Raw genomic sequence first — 18,357 nt, forward strand, 5'->3', positions numbered from 1 at the left:
ACAAACTCCTCACCATCCTCAACCAAATCGTCCGAACGGCCATGCCGTGGGATGCCTCCCACCACATGGCCGCCCCGCAGCTCGCTTGATTTTCAAGACAGCTGCTCCAATCCTCCCATCCTCACACCTTCAGTTTCCATCCGACAACGAGAGGCCCGTCGCAAGCGGCACGATCTCGAGGCCAAACACCTCGCCGAACCCACGAACGACAGCCTCCTGCACGGCCCCAAGAGACGGACCTGGCAATCCAAGGCGCTCAAATTCTCGTGCAACCGTCGTCATCGTCACGCCATCGATCCCACAGGGCACCGTATGATCGAAGGTGGCGAGGGTGTTGCTGACGTTGAGCGCCACGCCATGCCAGGTCACCCAGTCGCGGGCGTGCACGCCAATGCTGGCCAGTTTGCGCTGGCCGCGCTCGTCTACCCGCCACACACCCGTGAGGCCGTCCACGCGGGTGGAGGCGAGCCCCAGCGCCGCGAGTCCGCGGATGATGGACTCTTCGACCTGCCGCAGATACCAGTGCAGGTCCTGCTTGTGGCGCTTGAGATCGACAATCGGATAGGCGACCAGTTGCCCGGGTTCATGCACGGTTACGTCACCACCGCGCTCCACGTCGCGCACCTGAATGCCGCGGGCCTCGAGGGACTCGGCGCTGGCCAACAGGTGATCGGGTTTGCTGCGACGGCCGAGCGTGACCACCGGCGGATGCTGGACGAGGATGAGCAGGTCCTCGGACAGTTCGCCACTGATGCGGGCCGCAAGCGCGCGCTTCTGGTAGGCCCAGGCGTCGTCGTAGGGGCAGAGGCCGAGGTCGACGACAAGCAGTGATTGCGTCATTGGCGGGATAACCGATCAGTTCCGGGCTTTGAGTTCAGGTTTCGAGTCATGAGTTGACCCAAAACTCCAAACCTGAACTCACAACCCGGAACTGATCAGTTGAACTCAATCAGGCGTGCAGCATCTTGCCGAGGCTGTCGAGCACGGCCTCGCCGATGGCTTCCGACAGCGTCGGGTGCGCGTGCACGGCCAGATCGATTTCTTCGACGGTGAACTCGTTCTCGCGCGCCACCACGAGTTCGTGAATCATTTCGGTGGCATGCGCTCCAATGATGTGCGCCCCAAGAATCTCACCGTGCTTGGCGCCGCGGATGATCTTCACGAAGCCGTCGGTCTCGCCACTGGTACGCGCACGGCCGTTGGCGCTGAAGGGGAACTTGCCGACCTTGTAGTCGAGCTTCTGTTCCTTGCAGGCCTGCTCGGTGAGGCCGATGCTGGCCACTTCCGGATGGCAGTAGGTGCAGCTCGGGATGTTCTGGTAGTTGACGAGATGCGCGTGCTGCCCGCCCAGCAGATCCGCCAGCACATGGCCTTCGCGCGAACCCTTGTGGGCCAGCATCTGGTTGCCCGCCACATCGCCGATGGCGTAGTAGCCCGGCACGCTGGTTTCGAACTTGGCGTTGACCTTCACGAAGCCGCGCTCGCTCTTGGCAATGCCCACGGTTTCGAGTCCGATCTTCTCCACGTTGGGCGCGCGACCCGCAGCCACCAGCACCTTCTCCACCTCGATACTGTGCGTGCTGCCACCGGCTTCCACGGTCAGCGTGGCACCCGTCTTGCCAACCTTCACGTTGGTGATCTTGGCGCCCGTGAGCACCTCGATCTTGCGCTTCTTGAAGGCCTTGGCGAGTTCGGCGCTGCAGTCGGCGTCCTCGATGGGCAGGATGTTGGCGGCCACTTCGATGATGGTGACCTTGGTGCCGAAGCTCGCGAACACGTCGGCGAATTCCACGCCCACCGCGCCCGCACCCACCACGGCCATCGTGGCCGGCGCCTTCTCGGCCACCAGCACGTCATCGCTGGAGAGCACGACGTTCTTGTCGAGTTCGAGCCCCACCTGCGGCAGGCCCTTCACGCGCGAACCGGTGGCGATGACCACGGCCTTCTTCGCTTCGTGCGTTTCCTTCTTGCCGTCGGCGCCGGTGACCGTGACCTTCTTGCCCTTCTCGATCACGCCCTCGCCGCGGATCCATTGCACCTTGTGCTTCTTGAACAGGAACTCGACGCCCTTGGAGTTCTGCGTGCTCACGCTGCGCGAGCGCTTCATGGCCGGACCGAAGTCGAGCGTGATGCCGTCAATGGTGATGCCGTGCTCGGCGGCCTTGCCCAGCTTCTGCGCGAGGCCGGCGCTTTCTAGGAGGGACTTGGCGGGGATGCAGCCCCAGAGCACACAGGTGCCGCCGAGCGCCTCGCGCTCGATGACGGCGACTTGCATGCCAAGTTGGGCGCAGCGAATGGCGCAGACATAGCCGGCGGGCCCGCCGCCTAGCACGATCACGTCGAAGGAAGCCATGACTTTCCGGGATAGCGGTGAAAGGGACCCCGGAATGTACTCAGGCTGCACTCCGAACTCACCACTTGAACTCAAAGCTCAAGGCTGACCGGGCTGTCGGTCAGCTCTGAGCATTGAGTGAAAGTCGTGGGCTATCGGTTGAACTGGCTGGCGGCCCCCCTACCGAATCTCCCGCCCCCTCACCCCATCCGACAACTGGACCGTGACGGCTCGACCCCCGGTCACCACGCTGCCGCCCGGGTTGCGCACAAAGCCCATGAGCTGGCCGGTGTCGGCGTCGCGTACCATGGCCATGGCGGCGGAGCCGGGCTGCCAGTTGACCCGAACACGACCGGCCGCAGGCTCAACCGTGGCACCCGTCGCCATGTCCGCGCTCGGCTGCTCGGCGGCATTGAGGCCCGCTCGGGCCGGCGCGCCAAGTCGGCGCCGAATGCCACGCCGGGTGGGCAGCCGAACGTCCGCCACTTCCAGCTCCGCCAGGCGCGCGTCCAGCGCATCACTCCAGGGCAGGACGACGGCAAACTGTCGCTCCTCGCCGCCCTGCGCATGGTCCACGACCTGGGCCTCGAGCGGCGCTGACCAGAGCTCGTCGCCATTGTCGTCGCGCAGGACCACCCGGTGCGTGGCCACACCAGCACGTGGCGTGGCCGGTGCCGTCACGCGGAACGCGGGCTCGAGCAGAATCTGCCCGTTGCGCACGCGGCCCCACACCAGCAGGCCGTCGCGCGTTTCACTCTGCGCTGCCGCACGACTCTGTGCCGATGCCACATAACCGGACCCCGCACGGTACTGCATGATGGCCGACCAGTTGTAGTCGCTGATCCAGTTGTTGTTGCAGTAGCTCATGAGATCGGTGGCCGCGGGACTCACCAGCGTGTTGCTGGCGCTGTTCCATCCCCACTGCCCGATGACGCCACCCGCGTACGGATACAGCGGATCGCCACTCACACCGCAGGGCGCATGTGCGCGTGAGAAGTTGTGGCCCCACTCGTGCGCCGCAACGTTGTCGCCACTGGGCAGATGGTCCCAGCCGATGGCCGCGCGACCCGGCTGATATCCGTAGCCTGCAATGCCGCTGGTGTAGGCCACCTTCACCACGCCGTAGTAGTGCGTGGTGGCGGGGGCGCCGTCGGTGGCGCGCAGCGCGTTGATCTCGTTGAGCACCGTGAGCCACTGCCCGTTGCCGTCGTTGTTCTGCAGATCGGTGGCCGATGACGTGAAGGGCGCGCGCACGTCGCTCACGATGTCGCGCAGCGGGAACATGCGCCGCGCCGAGACGAGGAACTGTTCCTTGTTGAGCGCCGACACGTTGCCCGCGAGGGCGCCGGTGATGACGGGCACGAAGCGCAGCGTGAACGCGGGCACACTGCTCACGGTGATGGCCTGTGTGCCGCTCGACGGCCAGACGTTGTCCGTGCGATTGCTGTCGGGAACGGCCGCCGTCGGGTCCAGCTCCACCTGCACGCGGAGACCCGGCCGCACGTTGATGCCATTCACGCTCAGGTTCCACGTGGAACCGAGGGTGCCTTCGGCCAGCGTCTGGCGCACCGAGGCTTCGGGCGCGGCAATGGTGCTGGTCTGCAGCAGGGTCGCTCCGTCGTAGAGCCGCACGCGCACGTCGGGACGCGCGGTGTTGGCCTGCTCAGCCAGCACAAACACCCGCAGCAGTGCGTCGCGGTTGGCCACCAGCGGCACACTGCCGTCGAGGCGCTGGATGGCCTGGGTGAGGTACACATGCGCGATGCGGTAGTTGGGGCCTGAGGTCCCGCCGCCTCCGCCGCCACCACCACCACCGCCTCCACCACCGCCGCCGGACAGGGCGTAGGCAAAGCTGACCGAGGCCTGTGCATTGACCGCAACCGACACCGTGACGGACGAGGGCGTGGCGGTGAAGGTTCCGGCCGTACTGGTGACAGATTGCGCGGTCACGGTCCAGGTCCCGGCCGCCAGACCGCTCACTGTGCCGGTGCCGGTCACGTTGCGGGTGGCCTGTCCACTGCTGCTGAGGGTGAAGACCGGCGTCGCGCCATTGGGGACGCCGCTGGCGCTGATGAGCAGGGAGCCGGTGCCCACCGCATAGCTCACGGTGGCTGGCGCGGCGGTGGTGCCCGCGCTGACGGTCACCACCTGACTGGCGGGAGTGGGCAGGAAGGTGCTGCTGCCGCTGCTCACGCTGGCCGCGGACACCGTGTAGAGCCCCGGTGTGAGAGCCGAGAGCGTGGTGGTGGCGGTGAGACTGCGGGAGAATCCGCCCGGGCCGCTGATGCTGATGCTGGCCGGGGTGCCGCCGGGCAGCCCCAGCACGGCCACCGCCAATGAGCCGGTGGTCAGGCTGTAGTGCACGGGCAGGCGCAGCGTGTCGCCCGCAGCGACCGTGCTGTCGCGTGAGGCGGGGGTGGGGGCCCAGGTGCCGGTGGCGTGCGTGACCGCCGCCGCCGTCAGCCGCCACCGGCCCGGCCGGGCCGGGAAGATGCGGCGGGTCTCGGTGACGCTGTAGGTCTCGCCATCGGGGCCGGTACCGTTGGCGTTGGCCGGAATGTTGGACGGCAGTCCCGTAATAACGAAATCTACCACCGTAGGTACAATGGTGTACTGCACGCCGGCGGCGCTGAGTTGACCGGTGCGGATCTGAACGGTCTGCGTGGGGGGCAGGGGGCCGTAGCGCTCGCCGTTGGCGAGTACGGCCTGGGCGACGAGCTGGTAGCTGCCCTCAGGCAGGGAGTCGAGGGTGGCGGATGTAGTAAGCGTGCGCTGCACACCGGGCGCGCTGAGTTGGATGGCCGCGCTGACGCCGGACGGCAGACCACCCACGGTGAGGCTGAGTCGTCCCACCTGGGCGCCGTAGACGACCGTGGCGGGGGTGGCCACGAGTGACGCCGTGACGGTGAGGGCGAGCGTGTCGCTGGCCGCGCGGTAACTGACGCCATTCTGTGAGACCGCCGCGGCCACGAGGCGGTAGGGCCCGGGCTCGAGGCCGAGCACCGTGCCGGTCGCGGAGAGGCTGGCCACTACGGAGTCGCCACGCAGGAGGCGGACCTGGCCGGCGAGGCCAGTGGGCAGGCCCGAAACGACCACGGCCACACTACCGGTGGCCACATCGAAGGGAAGCGTCACGCGGGCGGTGTCACCAAAAGGCACCGTCGTGTCGAGGCTGGCCCGCCGTGGCGTGAAGCGCGTGCCCTGGTGTGTGACGGTGGTGGTCTGCACCCGCCAGGTGTCGGGCGTGTTGGCGCCGCTGGCGGCCTGCGCGGCCAGCAGCACGCTGCCAAACGGGGCGGGGGCCGCGACGCCGTTGGGCGGCGTCACCAGCAGGGTGGCCGCGGCATCGGCCGGCAGGCCGCTGGTGGAGACCAGCAGCGCCGAGGGCACCGGTCGGTAGAGGGCCACGGCCTGGCTGATGGGGCCTCCGGCGGGAACGTCCACCTCAAACGTGGCCGGGGCCCCCGCAAAGGCCCCCGCGCTGCCCCGGACGGTGGCCACTGTGACACGATACCGGCCGGAGGGGATGTCGGTCCAGGTTACGGTGCCGGCGCTGCTGCGCTGGAACGTGGCGCCCGGCAGCGGGCCGGTGACGCTGAGGGAGGGGGCGAGGCCATCGGGCAGGCCGTTGGCGCTGAGGGCGAGGATGCCGGGCGGCACCGGTGCTTGCGCGGGCGGCGGCAGGACCGGGGGGGCCGTGGGCGGCGGGCTGCCGCCGTCTCCGCCGCTGCAGGCGGCCAGCAGCGCGAGCGTGCCGGCAAGGGCACAGCGCGCCAGTCGGGCACGGAATGGGGAAACCAGACGGCCAGCGTCGGCGGCGTTGGACGGGGTGATCGGGCAGGTGGTGTGCGTCACGGGCAGCCTGGTCAGGGAATTCGGGGGTCGCGAAAAAGACGACCGACCCGCGCACCACGTGACCGATTCTTCAGCTACCGTGCTGGCTGTTCCCCGACTTCCACCGTGGCCGCCCCCAGCGCATGCCGCAGGTCACTCAGGCGGATGCTGTGCAGTCCCGCGAGCTGCGGAATCACGACGGCGAAGATCTGCGTGTCCGGTGCATGGTCCACCGGCTCGGCCTGCACCCAATAGCGGCGCATGACGCGCTGCTCTGCATCCAGCAATTCGAGACGATGGGTCGCCGCCTGCGGCGCGCCAAGAGAACTGTCGTCCGGCAGCAGGGTGCTGGTGCCGAGGAGGGCCGCTTCGGCGCGCAGCGGCCGTGGTGGGGCCATCTGCACATGTCCCTGCCGGCTGTGCCCCGCCAGCAGCAGTGCGCTCGTGTGGTAAGCGGACCCGCTGGACGCCGTTGCTCTGGCTGCCATCGTGTTCTGCCGGAACGCCAGCGCGCGCGTGTACGAGTACTCCGACACCCAGGCATTGGCACAGTAGCCCATGATGTCCGGGGTGAGTGGGGCCACGATGCGATTGCTGCGCACATCCCAGCCGGCACTGGCGGTGGCGCCTCCCACCGTGGGATAAAAGGCGTCGATGCCCGGCGGATCACCGCAGGGGCTGTGTGTGCGCCCGAAATTGTGTCCCCATTCGTGCGTGGCCACCTGCGCCGCATCGTCGCGGTCCCATCCCACCGACGTGGGACTGCCCACGAGCCCGAGGCCGAACACGCCGCTGCTGTAGGTCGGTGACACCACGCCGTAGTAATGCACGCCAGCGGGCGCACCATCCAGCACACGCAGCGCGCGCAGTTCACTCAGCACGGTCGACCATCCGCCGTCGGCGTCGGTGGGCTGCAGCGATGTCACCGCCGAGACGTAGGGCGCACGAATATCGAAATCCACGGTGGCCAGCGGCCACATGGCCCGCGCGAGACTCATCATCTCCGCCGCCCGGCTTGCGGACAGTTCAGGCGCCCGGCCACCCACCACCACGGGCACGAAGCGGACGACAAACGGCGGCACGTTCACGGTCGTGAGCGCGCGCGGTGCCCCGCCTCCAGGCCAGACGTTGTCGCCGCGCTGCACCTCACCCACACTGCTGTCGGGATCGATGTCCACCACCAGCCGCAGCGAGTTGCGCACGAGGTCCGGTGCAAGGCGCGTGGTGTAGGCCTGACCATCCAGCCCCTCGCGTGTGACCAGTGGCAGCGAGCCCACCGGTGCCGTCATGGGCAAGGTGCCGATCTGTGTGCTGCCTTCGTACAGTCGGACCACCGCACGCGGCGGCGGAAGTCCTTCGCGATCGGCCACGACAAAGGCGCGCAGCAGGGCGTCCCTGCCGGCAACCAGCGGGATGCCGTTGTCGCCGCGCTGCACGGCCTGCGTGATGATCACGTTCTCGAGCGTGAGGTTGATGGGGCCGGCGTTTGCGGTGTAGGGCACGACGACCGTGTCGACGGCGGCGTCGGTCAGCGCACGGGTGACCGAGCGCAGCACCGGCACGTACAGTCGCGGTGGCGTGCTGCCACTGCGCAGTGCGGGCAGTGGGGTGATGACGTGACTGCCAACGGGCAGGTCGAGCACGGTACCACTGGCCACGAGGGTGTCCGTGAGAAGCGGGCCCTGTATGCGCGCGGTCGCGCGCGCATCGGCGGGCGTGCCGCTGGCCACGAACACCAGGCGCCCCGATACGCGGCGATAGTCCACTTGCACTGCGACAGGTGTGAGTGAGGCGGGAACCGGCACCGTCTGCGCGGCCGGTCCGCGCCAACCGGTTCCGCCCGTTTGAATGGAGTCGGCGATCACCGTGTATTCGCCGGGAGGCAACTCGGCGAAGGTCACCGAACCGGTGGCGCTGCGTTGCAGGCCATTGGGGCCCGTCAGTCGGACGGAGGCTGCGGCACCACTGGGCAGTCCACTGATGGTGAGACGCACGGCCCCGCTGGCCACCGCATAACTGATTGCCGCAAAGATCGTGTCGCCGGCCACCAACTGGGCTTCGACGTTTGGGGTCGCGGCACTCCAGAGCGCGCCCTGCGCGCGCACCTCACCGGCGCGCACGACATAGCGTCCCGGCAGGAGATCACCCAGCACCGTGGTGCTGTCCACCGTGCGGGCGTAGCCGGACGGCCCGGTCACCTGCACACCGGCCGCGGCGCCGCGTGGAAGACCCGCCACCACGAGCGTGAGTTGCGCGCGCTCGGTCACCGGTGCCGGCACGGCGTCACGGCACGACGCCAGCGTCCACGCCCCCACAAGCCACAACGCTCCGATCGTGAGCGACGTGGCCACGGATCGGAGCGTTGGACGAATCATGCAGGGTGCCTTGGGTGACGGGCCGTGAGGCTGGTGGCCACCCGGAGGGCGCTACACCGGCATCAGAACAACATCATGAGCGGGCTTTCGAGCAACTGCTCGAGTGTCTGAAGGAACCGCGCGCCGACGGCACCGTCAATGATGCGATGGTCACAACTCATGGTGACACGCATGCGCTGCCGTGGGACGAACTGCCCGTTCTCCCACACCGGCTTGGTTTCCGTGGCTCCCACGGCGAGAATGGCGGCCTCGGGCGGATTGATGATGGCCGTGAACTGGTCGATGCCGAACATGCCCAGATTGGACACGCTGAACGTGCCGCCACTGAACTCGGCCGGCTGCAGCTTGCGCTCGCGCGCACGCTTGGCGAGCTCGCGGGCTTCCTTGCCGATGGCGCCAAGGCCCTTGAGGTGCGCGTCACGGATGACGGGCACGATGAGTCCGTCGTCCGTGGCCACGGCCATGCCGATGTGCGCGGCACTGAAGTAGCGAATGTGATCGCCCATCCAGTGTGCGTTGACTTCAGGATGACGCGTGAGCGCGATGGCCACCGCCTTGATGATGATGTCGTTGACCGAGACCTTGAACTGGTCGCCGGCCGCGCTCATCTGCTCACGCAGCTTGCCCACGTTCGTCATGTCGATCTCCGACGTGAGGAAGAACGTGGGGATGGGGCCGATGGACTCGCCCAGGCGACGCGCGATCGTCTTGCGCATCTGGGTGAGCGCCACGTCCTTGTACTCGCCGTCGATCTGGATGGACGGGGCCGTGGACGTGGGCTTGGTGCTGCTGCTCGGCGCACCTGATGTTGCGGCCGGTTGGTTCAACAGCTCACGCGGAGGCGCAGAGCTTGAAGAGGTCGCAGAGGAGGCCGCCTCGATGTCCCGCTTGATGATGCGGCCACCAGGACCACTGCCTTGAATGCTGGAAAGGTTGAGTCCCTTCTCTGCCGCCAATCGCCGGGCCAACGGTGAGGAACGCGTGGCGCCAGCGGCTGCAACCTCTGCGTTCTCCTGTTCCTCTGCGCCTCTGCGTGAGCTGTTGTCAGCACTGGCCGCCACAGCGGGCTCGGCCGAAGCCGCCCCCGAAGCCGCCGGAGCCTGAGCCGCCGGAGCCGCCGCCGAGCCACCCACGATACCCGAGATATCCTCGTCGGCTGCGGCAATCACACCGATGGTCTGACCGATGGGACTGGTCTCGCCCTCGGCAATGAGCTGCGCGCGCAGCACGCCGTCACCGCGCGCGACGAGCTCCATGATGGCCTTGTCCGTCTCCACCTCGGCAATGGTGTCGCCGCTCTTCACGGTGTCGCCAACGGCCTTCACCCACTTCGCCAGGCGCCCTTCCTCCATGGTTGGAGAGAGCGCTTCCATCATCACTTTGGTTGCCATGGTCGGTGGGTCAGTCGAGGTAGAGGACCTGACGGATCGCCGCGATGGTCTTCGGCAGATCAGGCTTGGCGGCCTTTTCGAGGCTCTTGGTGTACGGCATGGGCGCTTCGGCCTGGTGTACCCGCAACACGGGCGCATCGAGATAGTCGAAGCAGTGGCGCTGCACGTAGTCCACGACCTGGGCACCAACGCCACACACTTCCCAGCCTTCTTCCACCACCACGCAACGCGACGTCTTCTTCACCGAGGTCGTGATGGCCTCGATGTCCATGGGACGGATGGTCCGCAAGTCGACCACGTCACAGGTGATGCCTTCCTTGGCCATCTGATCGGCGGCCTGCATGGCGACAAGCACCATCTTGCCATGCGTGATGAGCGACACGTGCTCGCCTTCACGCTTGAGGTCGGCCTTGCCGAGCGGAATGATGTACTCGCCCTCGGGCACCTCGCCCTTGGTGTTGTACAGCATTTCGCCTTCGAGGAAGCAGACCGGGTTGTCGTCGCGGATGGCGGCCTTGAGCAAGCCCTTGGCGTCATAGGGCGTGCCCGGCGCCACCACCTTGAGTCCGGGAATGTGGGCCAGCCACGACTCGAAGGCCTGCGAGTGCTGCGCGGCAAGCTGCAGGGCCGCGCCGTTGGGGCCGCGGAACACCATGGGCATGGGGAACTGCCCGCCTGACATGTACAGCATCTTCGCGGCCACGTTCACCACCTGATCGATGGCCAGCAGCGCAAAGTTCCAGGTCATGAACTCGATGATGGGGCGCAGGCCGGTCATGGCCGCCCCCACGCCCACGCCGGCAAACCCGAGTTCGGTGATGGGTGTGTCGACCACGCGCATCTCGCCGAACTCCTGCAGCAGGCCCTTGGACACCTTGTAGGCGCCCTGATACACGGCCACTTCCTCACCCATGAGGAAGACGCGGTCGTCGCGGTGCATCTCTTCGCGGAGCGCCTGGTTGAGGGCGTCGCGGTACGTAATCACTGGCATGTCTCGTGCGCCCTCAGCTCGTGGTTTCGACGAGGATGTCTTCCATGAGCGCCTCGAGCGGCAACTCCGGACTCGCTTCCGCGAAGTCGATGCTGTCCTGCACGATCCTCTTGATCTCTTCGTCCATGGCCGTGACTTCGGCCGGCGTGATTTCCCCCGCTTCCTCCATGCGCTGGCGATGCAGCGTGATGGGGTCGCGCTTGAGGTACTGCTCGAGCTCTTCCTTGGTGCGGTAGGTGCCGCTCACCGCGTCGGACATGGAGTGACCCATGAAGCGGTAGGTGCGGATCTCGAGCAGTGTGGGCATGCTTTCCTTGCGCGCCCGCTCGATGGCTTCCGCCGTCGCCTTGCGCACGGCGAGCACGTCCTGGCCGTCCACCACGTCGCGCGGCATGTCGTACGAGGCGCCGCGCTTGTAGATGTCGTGGATGGACGACGCGCGCTCGAGTGCCGTGCCCATGCCGTAGCGGTTGTTCTCGATGATGAAGATGCAGGGCAGCTTCCAGAGCGCCGCCATGTTGAGCGCTTCGTGGAAGGCACCCGTGTTCACCACCGACTCACCCATGAAGCAGGCAATGACCTGATCGCCGCCGCGATACCGGATGGCAAAGCCCACGCCCGCGGCGATGGGCACATGTCCACCGACGATGCCGTGGCCGCCAAGGAAGCCCAGCTGCTTGTCGAACATGTGCATCGAACCACCCTTGCCCTTGGCACAACCGTCCTGGCGGCCAAAGAGTTCGGCCATGACGGCACGCGGCGTCATGCCACGCGCGAGCGCCTGTCCGTGATCGCGATAGGTGGTGATGATGTAGTCGTCGGGCCGGAGCAGCGAGATGATGCCCGTGGAGACGGCTTCCTGCCCGATATACAGATGGCAGAATCCGCCGATGCGGCCGATGGCGTACATCTCGGCACAGCGCTCTTCAAACCGGCGCTGCAGGAGCATGGAGTACAGCAGCTCGCGGTGCAGGGCCGCGCTGTCCTGCGGTTTGGACGCCGCAGGCGATTCGGATTTCTTCTTTTGGGGCATCGAACGCCAGAGGGGAGTGTCGGGTCGGATGGAAACGGTCAGGCCAGCGAGGCGGCCTGCACCTGTTCCCAGGCGTGGTAGCTGGAGCGAACGAGCGGGCCGCTTTCGACATGCCGGAAGCCCATCTGCATGCCGACTTCATAGAGCATGCGGAATTCTTCCGGCGTGACGTAGCGATCGAGTTCGATGTGGGCGTCGGAGGGCCTCAGGTACTGGCCCAACGTGAGGATGTCGACGTCCACACTACGGAGGTCCTTCATGACCTCGATGACTTCTTCGTTCGTTTCGCCGAGACCGAGAATGATGCCGGTCTTGGTGGGGATGTCGGGCGCGATGCGCTTGGCGGTGCGGAATATCTCCAGCACCCGCTCATAGCGACCACCCGGGCGTGCGCGCTTGAAGAGCCGCGGCACCGTCTCGGTGTTGTGGTTGTAGATCTCCGGTCGCGCCTCGAGCACCGCGCGGATGGAGTCCACGTTGCCCTGGAAGTCCGGGACCAGCACTTCCACCGAGCAGCCCGGCAGGCGCTGATGGATCTGCCGGATGGTTTCGGCAAAGATGTAGGCGCCAAAATCGGGCAGGTCGTCGCGGTCCACGGACGTGATGACCGCGTGGCGGAGGTTCATCTGCGCGATGGCCTCGGCGACCCGGTTGGGCTCCTCGATGTCGTACTCGGGCGGGCGACCGTGGGATACGGCGCAATACGCGCAATTGCGCGTGCAGACGCTGCCCAGGATCATGAAGGTCGCCGTGCCGTGCTGCCAGCACTCCCCGATGTTGGGGCAGTGCGCCTCCTCGCACACGGAGTGGAGCTTGAGCTCCCGCATCATGTGCTTGAGACGGATGTAATTCTCACCACCCGGGGCTTTGACCTTGAGCCACTGCGGCTTGCGCTCGGGGAGCGCTTCGCGGCGGTGACGCCCCATGATCTGTACCAGCTGCTCAGCCATACCTTTTCGGTAGAGGCCCGGGTTTGGTGGTCCGAGCCGTGAGATGGTGAAGCTAGTTCGAAGGACACAAACCGGAAATGTAACCCTAACCCCCTAACCAGAAATAGGCGGTAGTTCGTCTCAGCGAAACCTGGCGCCGCCCGTAATCGTAGGGACAGCAACACCCTATCGCGCTGAGGCGCACATGCTTCGCACTCTCTTTACTATCGGTCTGTTGGCCCTCGGCGGCCTGGTCGCGCTGCGACTGGTTTTCGGGTTGCTCGGCCCACTGGTTTCCCTGCTCTTCTGGCTCGTTGGGCTGGCCGTAAAGGTCCTGCTCATTGGCTTGGTGGTCTATTTCATTATCCGGGTGTTCAGCCCGGCGACGGCCGAGCGGATCGAGCGCGCCATTCGCGACTGACCCGTCCGGTCGCGGAAAACGGCAACGGCCGACTGCGTTTGTGCAGTCGGCCGTTGGTTTTTTTGCCTAGGCCGGTTTGGCGTCCGGCCCTCAGTCGCTGCCGTCCGACGATGGACCGGCACTGCCACCGGGCTCGGCGCCCGGGCTGTCACCGTCCCGCTTTTCGCGCCGGCCGCGTGAGCGCCGCGCGCCGCCACGACGACCGCGGCGTCCACGGCGACGGGGACGCGGAGCCCCGTCGGACATGCTCTCACCGTGCGGCCCATCCTCAAACGCGCCGTCCTCGTCTTCGCCGCCGGCGTCATCGTCGTCGCCGTCGTCAGTACCGGCCCCGGCAAAGCGCACCGGCTCGCCATCGATGTGGTCGACCGGCGTACCACGCCAATGCGGATCGTCGCCCAGGGCCCCGGACGCGGCGTCCACGGAATCGCCCTCGTCGTCACCCTCGTCGCCGCCATCTCCCGACTCGGCCAGCGTGCCGTCGCGCTTGCGGCGACGACCTCGCCGTGAGCGGCGATTGCGCCGACGCTTGCGCGGCCCTTCAGGTCCGTCGCCTGCGTCCTCGGCCTCCCCGACTTCTTCGCCGGCATCGGTGGCCATGCCATAGGCAAACTCACCGGTCACGCGAATCGCGGTTTCGTCGTCGAGATGGGCGTCGCGCAACGGCCCCTCAGCCTCGCCCTCCTCGACCTCATGCGCATCGGTGCGCTGCAGCGGGCGGGCGCGCTCAACCGGCGCGACGGGCGTCTCGACGTCGCGCACGTCCGTCTCATTCACCTCGCGTGCACGCGGATCAAGTTCAGCCGCGTCCCGGGGCGTGTCGACAGCCGACTCCGGGGACCGCTCTCGAGCAGCGTCACGCGAAGGGACATGCGACAGGTCACGTGGACGACGCTGCCGAGTGGCTGCCGGATCGTCCAACTCGCCACGCGAATGGTCGCTCTCGTCCGATCCGTCCTTGCGACGCCCGCCCCGGGCACTTCGCGACTCGTTCGACAGTTGAGCTTCGGCTGGAGGACGCCATACCGGCACCAACTGATCGGCCGGTCCCGTTGCGGCTGTGTCTGGGGCGGCGAGGGCTTCATCAGCCGGGACGGCCGGTCCGCTCGCCGGCTCACCAAGCACCCGCTGCAGGCGATCAGCGCGCGGCCCGCGCGGCGCGAAGGGGTCGTCGAAATCCAACCGATCGGCTGAGACAGTCGGAGATGGATTGTCCGGCGTATCGCCTGTGGGGTCCCGCAGATCCCGGCCCGGGCGGGCATCCCGGCCCTCCCGCGGCTTTCGAGTGCGCTCCTGCGCGGGCTTCTCTTGCGCGGGCCTTTCCTGCGTGGCGCGATCCTGCCGCGGGCGATCGGCCCGCTCGCTGCGCTCCAGTCGTTCCGTTCGTTCTGCGCGTGCCGGACGCGCGGCCTGCGGACCTGCGGCCGGATCGTGCAGCTCCGCATCCACCTCCACGGCGGACCGGGTGCGATCGGGACCCGCGCGTTCACTACCGCGCTCTGGCGCCCGTTCGCGGGATTTGTCGCGGTCGCGATCGCGGTCGCGCCCACGGCGCTTGTCGCGCCGATCGTCACTGCTCGACGATTCGAGACCGGAGCTACCCTCGCGCTCGCGGACCTTCTCACGGAGACGCTCCACCGAAAGCGGCGCCCCCTCTTCGCGGCGGCGCGTTTGCCCACGGCTGCGCCGATCCGGGTCAGCGCCGGCGTCCGGTGCAGAGCCGGCAACGGCCCGACGGCCACGCGCGCTCCACGCCCACTTGAGGACGGCGAGCGCGTCACGCATGGCTACGCGGCGCGTTTCGCGCATGCGCACGCCGTAGGTGGGCTCCAGCGGCACGGCTTCCACACGCCGGGCATGCGGCACGAGGTGGAGCAGGAGGTCGGTGTTGGCAGTCCAACTGTCGCCGGCCAACCACGAGGCGCCATTGTCGGAACCGGCGCGCAGCGCGTCACGCAGCACCGAAATGCGCATGAGGCGCATGGAGGCCGTCAGGTCACGCACGCCGTCCACGCGCACGAACGGACGCATGGCCCAGTGGGCACCCTTGAACAGCCGCTTGACTGCCGTTGGGGCATCGGCCACAACCAGCCGTTCGCCAACGACGAGGTCCGCGCCGCCGTCGAAGCGACGGGCAAACTCGGGTACGATGCCAGGCGGGTCGGTGAAGTCACCCTGAAGCAGCAGCACCGCGTCGCGACGCGGATAGCGCGTGCGGCCGGCGACGTCACGCAGCAAGGCTTCCACTGCGCCCGCGTAGCCCAGGTGCCGCGTCCCTCGCACGACCGTGACCGGCATGGCCTGTTCGTACTGCGCCGCCACCTCGGCCGTCTCGTCCGTGCTCGCATCGTCGTAGACGACCACCTCGTACTCGCGCGGAAACTCCGCAAGCACAGTGCGGAGTCGCCACAGCAGGACGCCGATGGTTGCGACCTCGTTGTACGCAGGGATGGCGAGGTAAAGCACAGGAACCGGTGAGGGGGCAAACGGGGCCGCTGGGAGTCGACACCGGCGGCAGCGGGGTAAGGACCGATAATAACAGGGAAGGGCCCGTTCTCGCCCCCCCTTGCCCCTGTCCAGCTTTCCCCTTTTGTTCGACCGATGTTCGACGATCTCCGCGACACGCTTCGCACCTTCGGCGCCCGCCTCGACCCCGATGAGCGACGCCGCATGGCCACCGGCATGCGGGACGCGCTGGTGCACGCGAAGATGGCGCTGCAGTACCTGCGCGCCGGCCTCGCCGGCACCGAGGCCCGTCTCAAGGCGGAACAGGCCGAACTGGACACCGTGCGCCGACGCCAGGGCTACGCCGCCGAGATTGGCGACAACGAGACGGTGGCCATTGCCGAGCGCTTCGCGGCGCAGCACGCCGAACGGGTGGCCATGCTGGAGACCAAGCGCATGGCGCAGCAGCAGGAGCTGCACCTGGCAGAGCGCGACTACGAGGACATGACGCAGGAACTGCGTCGTGTGATGTCGGGCATGGCGCCCAGCGCGTCCACGCCGGAGCAGGAGGCGCAGCGTGAGGTCGAGGCGGCGCTCAGCGACGACCCCGATGCGTTGCTGGATCTGGACTCCACCCCACCGCCGTCTCGTCGCTCGCGGGCCGAGCGCGAAGCCGATGCCGAAGCGCGACTCGCGGACCTCAAGCGCAAACTGGGCCGATGATGGAGAAGGGTCGGCGGACGGCGCGTGCCCACATGGTGCGTGCTGTACTGGCCGTGTCGTTGCCGTTGTGTCCGATGCACCGCGCCCTGCATGCGCAGGCCGGACAGGGACAGAACCAACGCAATAGCGGGACTGATGGACGACGTCAGCCCCCTGTGTCGAGTCAGGGGCGGCTGCCCGTGGCCGGCTGTGCCGGCCAGACCATCAGTGACATCGTCATCATCACGCAGCCCCCGTTCAACGAGCGGCTGCCGCAGGACCTCGAGTGGGTGCGTCGTAAAGTAAGGCGCATGCACGTCAACACGCAGGACGACGTGGTCCGTCGTTTTCTGCTGCTCAAGCCCGGTGAGCCCTGCAATCAGATCAAGCGCGCGGAATCGGAGCGTATTCTCCGCGCGCAGCCGTATCTGGTGGACGCGCGCATTCGCGTGTACGACGACGAACAGGGTGGCGTGCGACTCGAGGTCGAAACGCGCGACGACTTCAGTCTGGTGTTCGCGCCGCGTGTGCGCACGGCGTCGCCACTCTTTCGCGGGCTGCGAATCGGAGAAATGAACCTCGGCGGCAGCGCCACCATGGCCGCGGTCGAATGGCGCGATGGCCTGGCGTACAACGACGTGCTCGGTGTTCGCTACACCGACTACCAGTTTGCGGGCGGGCGCAACGAACTGCGTCTCGAAGGACGACGTGACCTGTTCGGTCAACGCATGAATCTCGAAGTGGTGCGGCCCTACTACACCGACCTGCAGCGCTTTGCGTGGGTGGGAACGGTGGGTGGCACACGCGAGCCGTTCACCCTTCAGCGCGAAACCCTGCCCGCCAATGCCGTCACGGTGCGACGCGCGTACAGCAATATCGGCGGTTTGGTGCGTGTGGGGCCGGTGGGCCGTCTCAAGCTCATCGGGGCGTCGGTTACCCGAGAATCGGAGAGTACGGATCCACAGGCCGTGCTGCTGACTCCCGAAGGCGCGTTGCCCGACAGCTTTCCCGATGCCGCGCCACCGGGGTTTGCCTCGCAGAATGTGCTACGCGCCAACCTGCTGCTGGGCATGCGCGCCATTCGCTTCAAACCGGTGCAGGGGTTCGATGCCCTCACCGGGACCCAGGACGTGCGGGTGGGTGTGCAGGCCGGTTTCGTGTTGGGCCAGTCCATCGTGGTGGGGCCGGCACGAGACCGCGATCGTTTTGTCGCGTCCAACATTTATGCGGGCGCCGCCGGTGAGCGCTGGTATGTGGGCGTGCAGGGCATCACGGAGGCGCGCTACAGCCTGGATCGCAATCGATGGGAGAATGTGATTGGCAGTGGGCGCGCGGCCTGGTATTTCCGCCCAGCGGTGCGTCAGACCACGGTGTTGCAGGCGGAATGGGCGACGGGGCGTCGCATGCAGGTGCCGTTTCAGTTGTCGCTGGCCGACCCGGAAGGCGGCATCATGGGGCATCGACGCTCGTGGTCGGCGGGTGCGCGACGCACGGTGTTGCGCGCCGAGCAGCGCTTGGTGGTGCCGACGCGCTTCAACGTGGCCGACGTGGGCTTTGCCGGCTTTGTGGAAGCCGGTCGCTTGTGGCGTGAAAGCACGGTGCCGTATTCGGTGGACGCGCCGTGGCGTGGAGCATTCGGTGTGTCCCTGCTGGCAGCGGTGCCACCGAGATCGCGTCGCATGTGGCGTTTGGATTTCGCCGTACCGGTGAGCAACGACCCGTTCCGTCGCTTCGAGGTGCGCTTCACCGGCGTGGATCGCAGCCGCAATTTCTGGCGTGATCCGCGCGATGTGGCGGCCAGTCGCGAGCGCACGGCACCCACGTCGCTGTTCACCTGGCCCTGACGCGCATGGGGGGGCTGGTGTGACCACGGCGCAGCGATTCTGCACCGTGGTCACCGGTCC

General features: G+C 67.3%; 11 protein-coding genes and 1 pseudogene. 3 read left to right on the forward strand and 9 right to left on the reverse strand.

Annotation, left to right across the window (positions count from 1 at the left end; all coding sequences use genetic code 11):
• Positions 1-129 precede the first annotated feature (129 nt).
• The 8 genes and pseudogenes from lipB to lipA form a co-directional block, all read right to left on the reverse strand.
• On the reverse strand, positions 130-840 hold the full coding sequence (lipB, locus tag B2747_RS02330; RefSeq protein ID WP_291156384.1) for a lipoyl(octanoyl) transferase LipB: 711 nt from the start codon (positions 838-840) through the stop codon (positions 130-132).
• 109 nt (positions 841-949) lie between these two features.
• On the reverse strand, positions 950-2,353 hold the full coding sequence (gene lpdA, locus B2747_RS02335; protein WP_291156387.1) for a dihydrolipoyl dehydrogenase: 1,404 nt from the start codon (positions 2,351-2,353) through the stop codon (positions 950-952).
• Between the two features lie 159 nt (positions 2,354-2,512).
• Positions 2,513-6,187, reverse strand: coding sequence for a hypothetical protein (locus B2747_RS02340; RefSeq protein WP_291156389.1), 3,675 nt, complete (start codon positions 6,185-6,187; stop codon positions 2,513-2,515).
• Positions 6,188-6,261: 74 nt separating this feature from the next.
• Positions 6,262-8,541 (reverse strand): M66 family metalloprotease, encoded by a 2,280-nt coding sequence (locus B2747_RS02345; RefSeq protein WP_291156392.1) that lies wholly within the window; start codon positions 8,539-8,541, stop codon positions 6,262-6,264.
• A 62-nt stretch (positions 8,542-8,603) separates the two neighbouring features.
• Positions 8,604-9,932, reverse strand: coding sequence for a pyruvate dehydrogenase complex dihydrolipoamide acetyltransferase (locus B2747_RS02350; protein ID WP_291156395.1), 1,329 nt, complete (start codon positions 9,930-9,932; stop codon positions 8,604-8,606).
• Between the two features lie 10 nt (positions 9,933-9,942).
• A pseudogene (locus B2747_RS02355) lies at positions 9,943-10,950 on the reverse strand (pyruvate dehydrogenase complex E1 component subunit beta); the annotation flags it as partial.
• Positions 10,937-11,956, reverse strand: coding sequence for a pyruvate dehydrogenase (acetyl-transferring) E1 component subunit alpha (gene pdhA, locus B2747_RS02360; protein ID WP_291156398.1), 1,020 nt, complete (start codon positions 11,954-11,956; stop codon positions 10,937-10,939). The gene pdhA and the pseudogene B2747_RS02355, both read right to left, overlap by 14 nt.
• Before the next feature lie 38 nt (positions 11,957-11,994).
• Positions 11,995-12,906, reverse strand: coding sequence for a lipoyl synthase (gene lipA / locus B2747_RS02365; RefSeq protein ID WP_291156401.1), 912 nt, complete (start codon positions 12,904-12,906; stop codon positions 11,995-11,997).
• 184 nt (positions 12,907-13,090) lie between these two features.
• Between lipA and B2747_RS02370 the strand changes: the two genes are divergently transcribed.
• Positions 13,091-13,306, forward strand: a complete 216-nt coding sequence (locus B2747_RS02370) for a hypothetical protein (RefSeq protein ID WP_291156402.1) — start codon at positions 13,091-13,093, stop codon at positions 13,304-13,306.
• A 90-nt stretch (positions 13,307-13,396) separates the two neighbouring features.
• On the opposite strand, the gene B2747_RS02375 is transcribed toward B2747_RS02370, so the two are convergent.
• Positions 13,397-15,772, reverse strand: a complete 2,376-nt coding sequence (locus B2747_RS02375) for a glycosyltransferase (protein WP_291156404.1) — start codon at positions 15,770-15,772, stop codon at positions 13,397-13,399.
• A 135-nt stretch (positions 15,773-15,907) separates the two neighbouring features.
• Here B2747_RS02375 and B2747_RS02380 point away from each other — a divergent pair, with 135 nt between their 5' ends.
• Positions 15,908-16,474, forward strand: coding sequence for a hypothetical protein (locus B2747_RS02380; RefSeq protein ID WP_291156407.1), 567 nt, complete (start codon positions 15,908-15,910; stop codon positions 16,472-16,474).
• Positions 16,475-16,548: 74 nt separating this feature from the next.
• Positions 16,549-18,297, forward strand: coding sequence for a hypothetical protein (locus B2747_RS02385; protein WP_291156409.1), 1,749 nt, complete (start codon positions 16,549-16,551; stop codon positions 18,295-18,297).
• Positions 18,298-18,357 lie beyond the last annotated feature (60 nt).

Origin of the sequence: Gemmatimonas sp. UBA7669 (assembly GCF_002483225.1) — a bacterium.
Taxonomy (GTDB): domain Bacteria; phylum Gemmatimonadota; class Gemmatimonadetes; order Gemmatimonadales; family Gemmatimonadaceae; genus Gemmatimonas.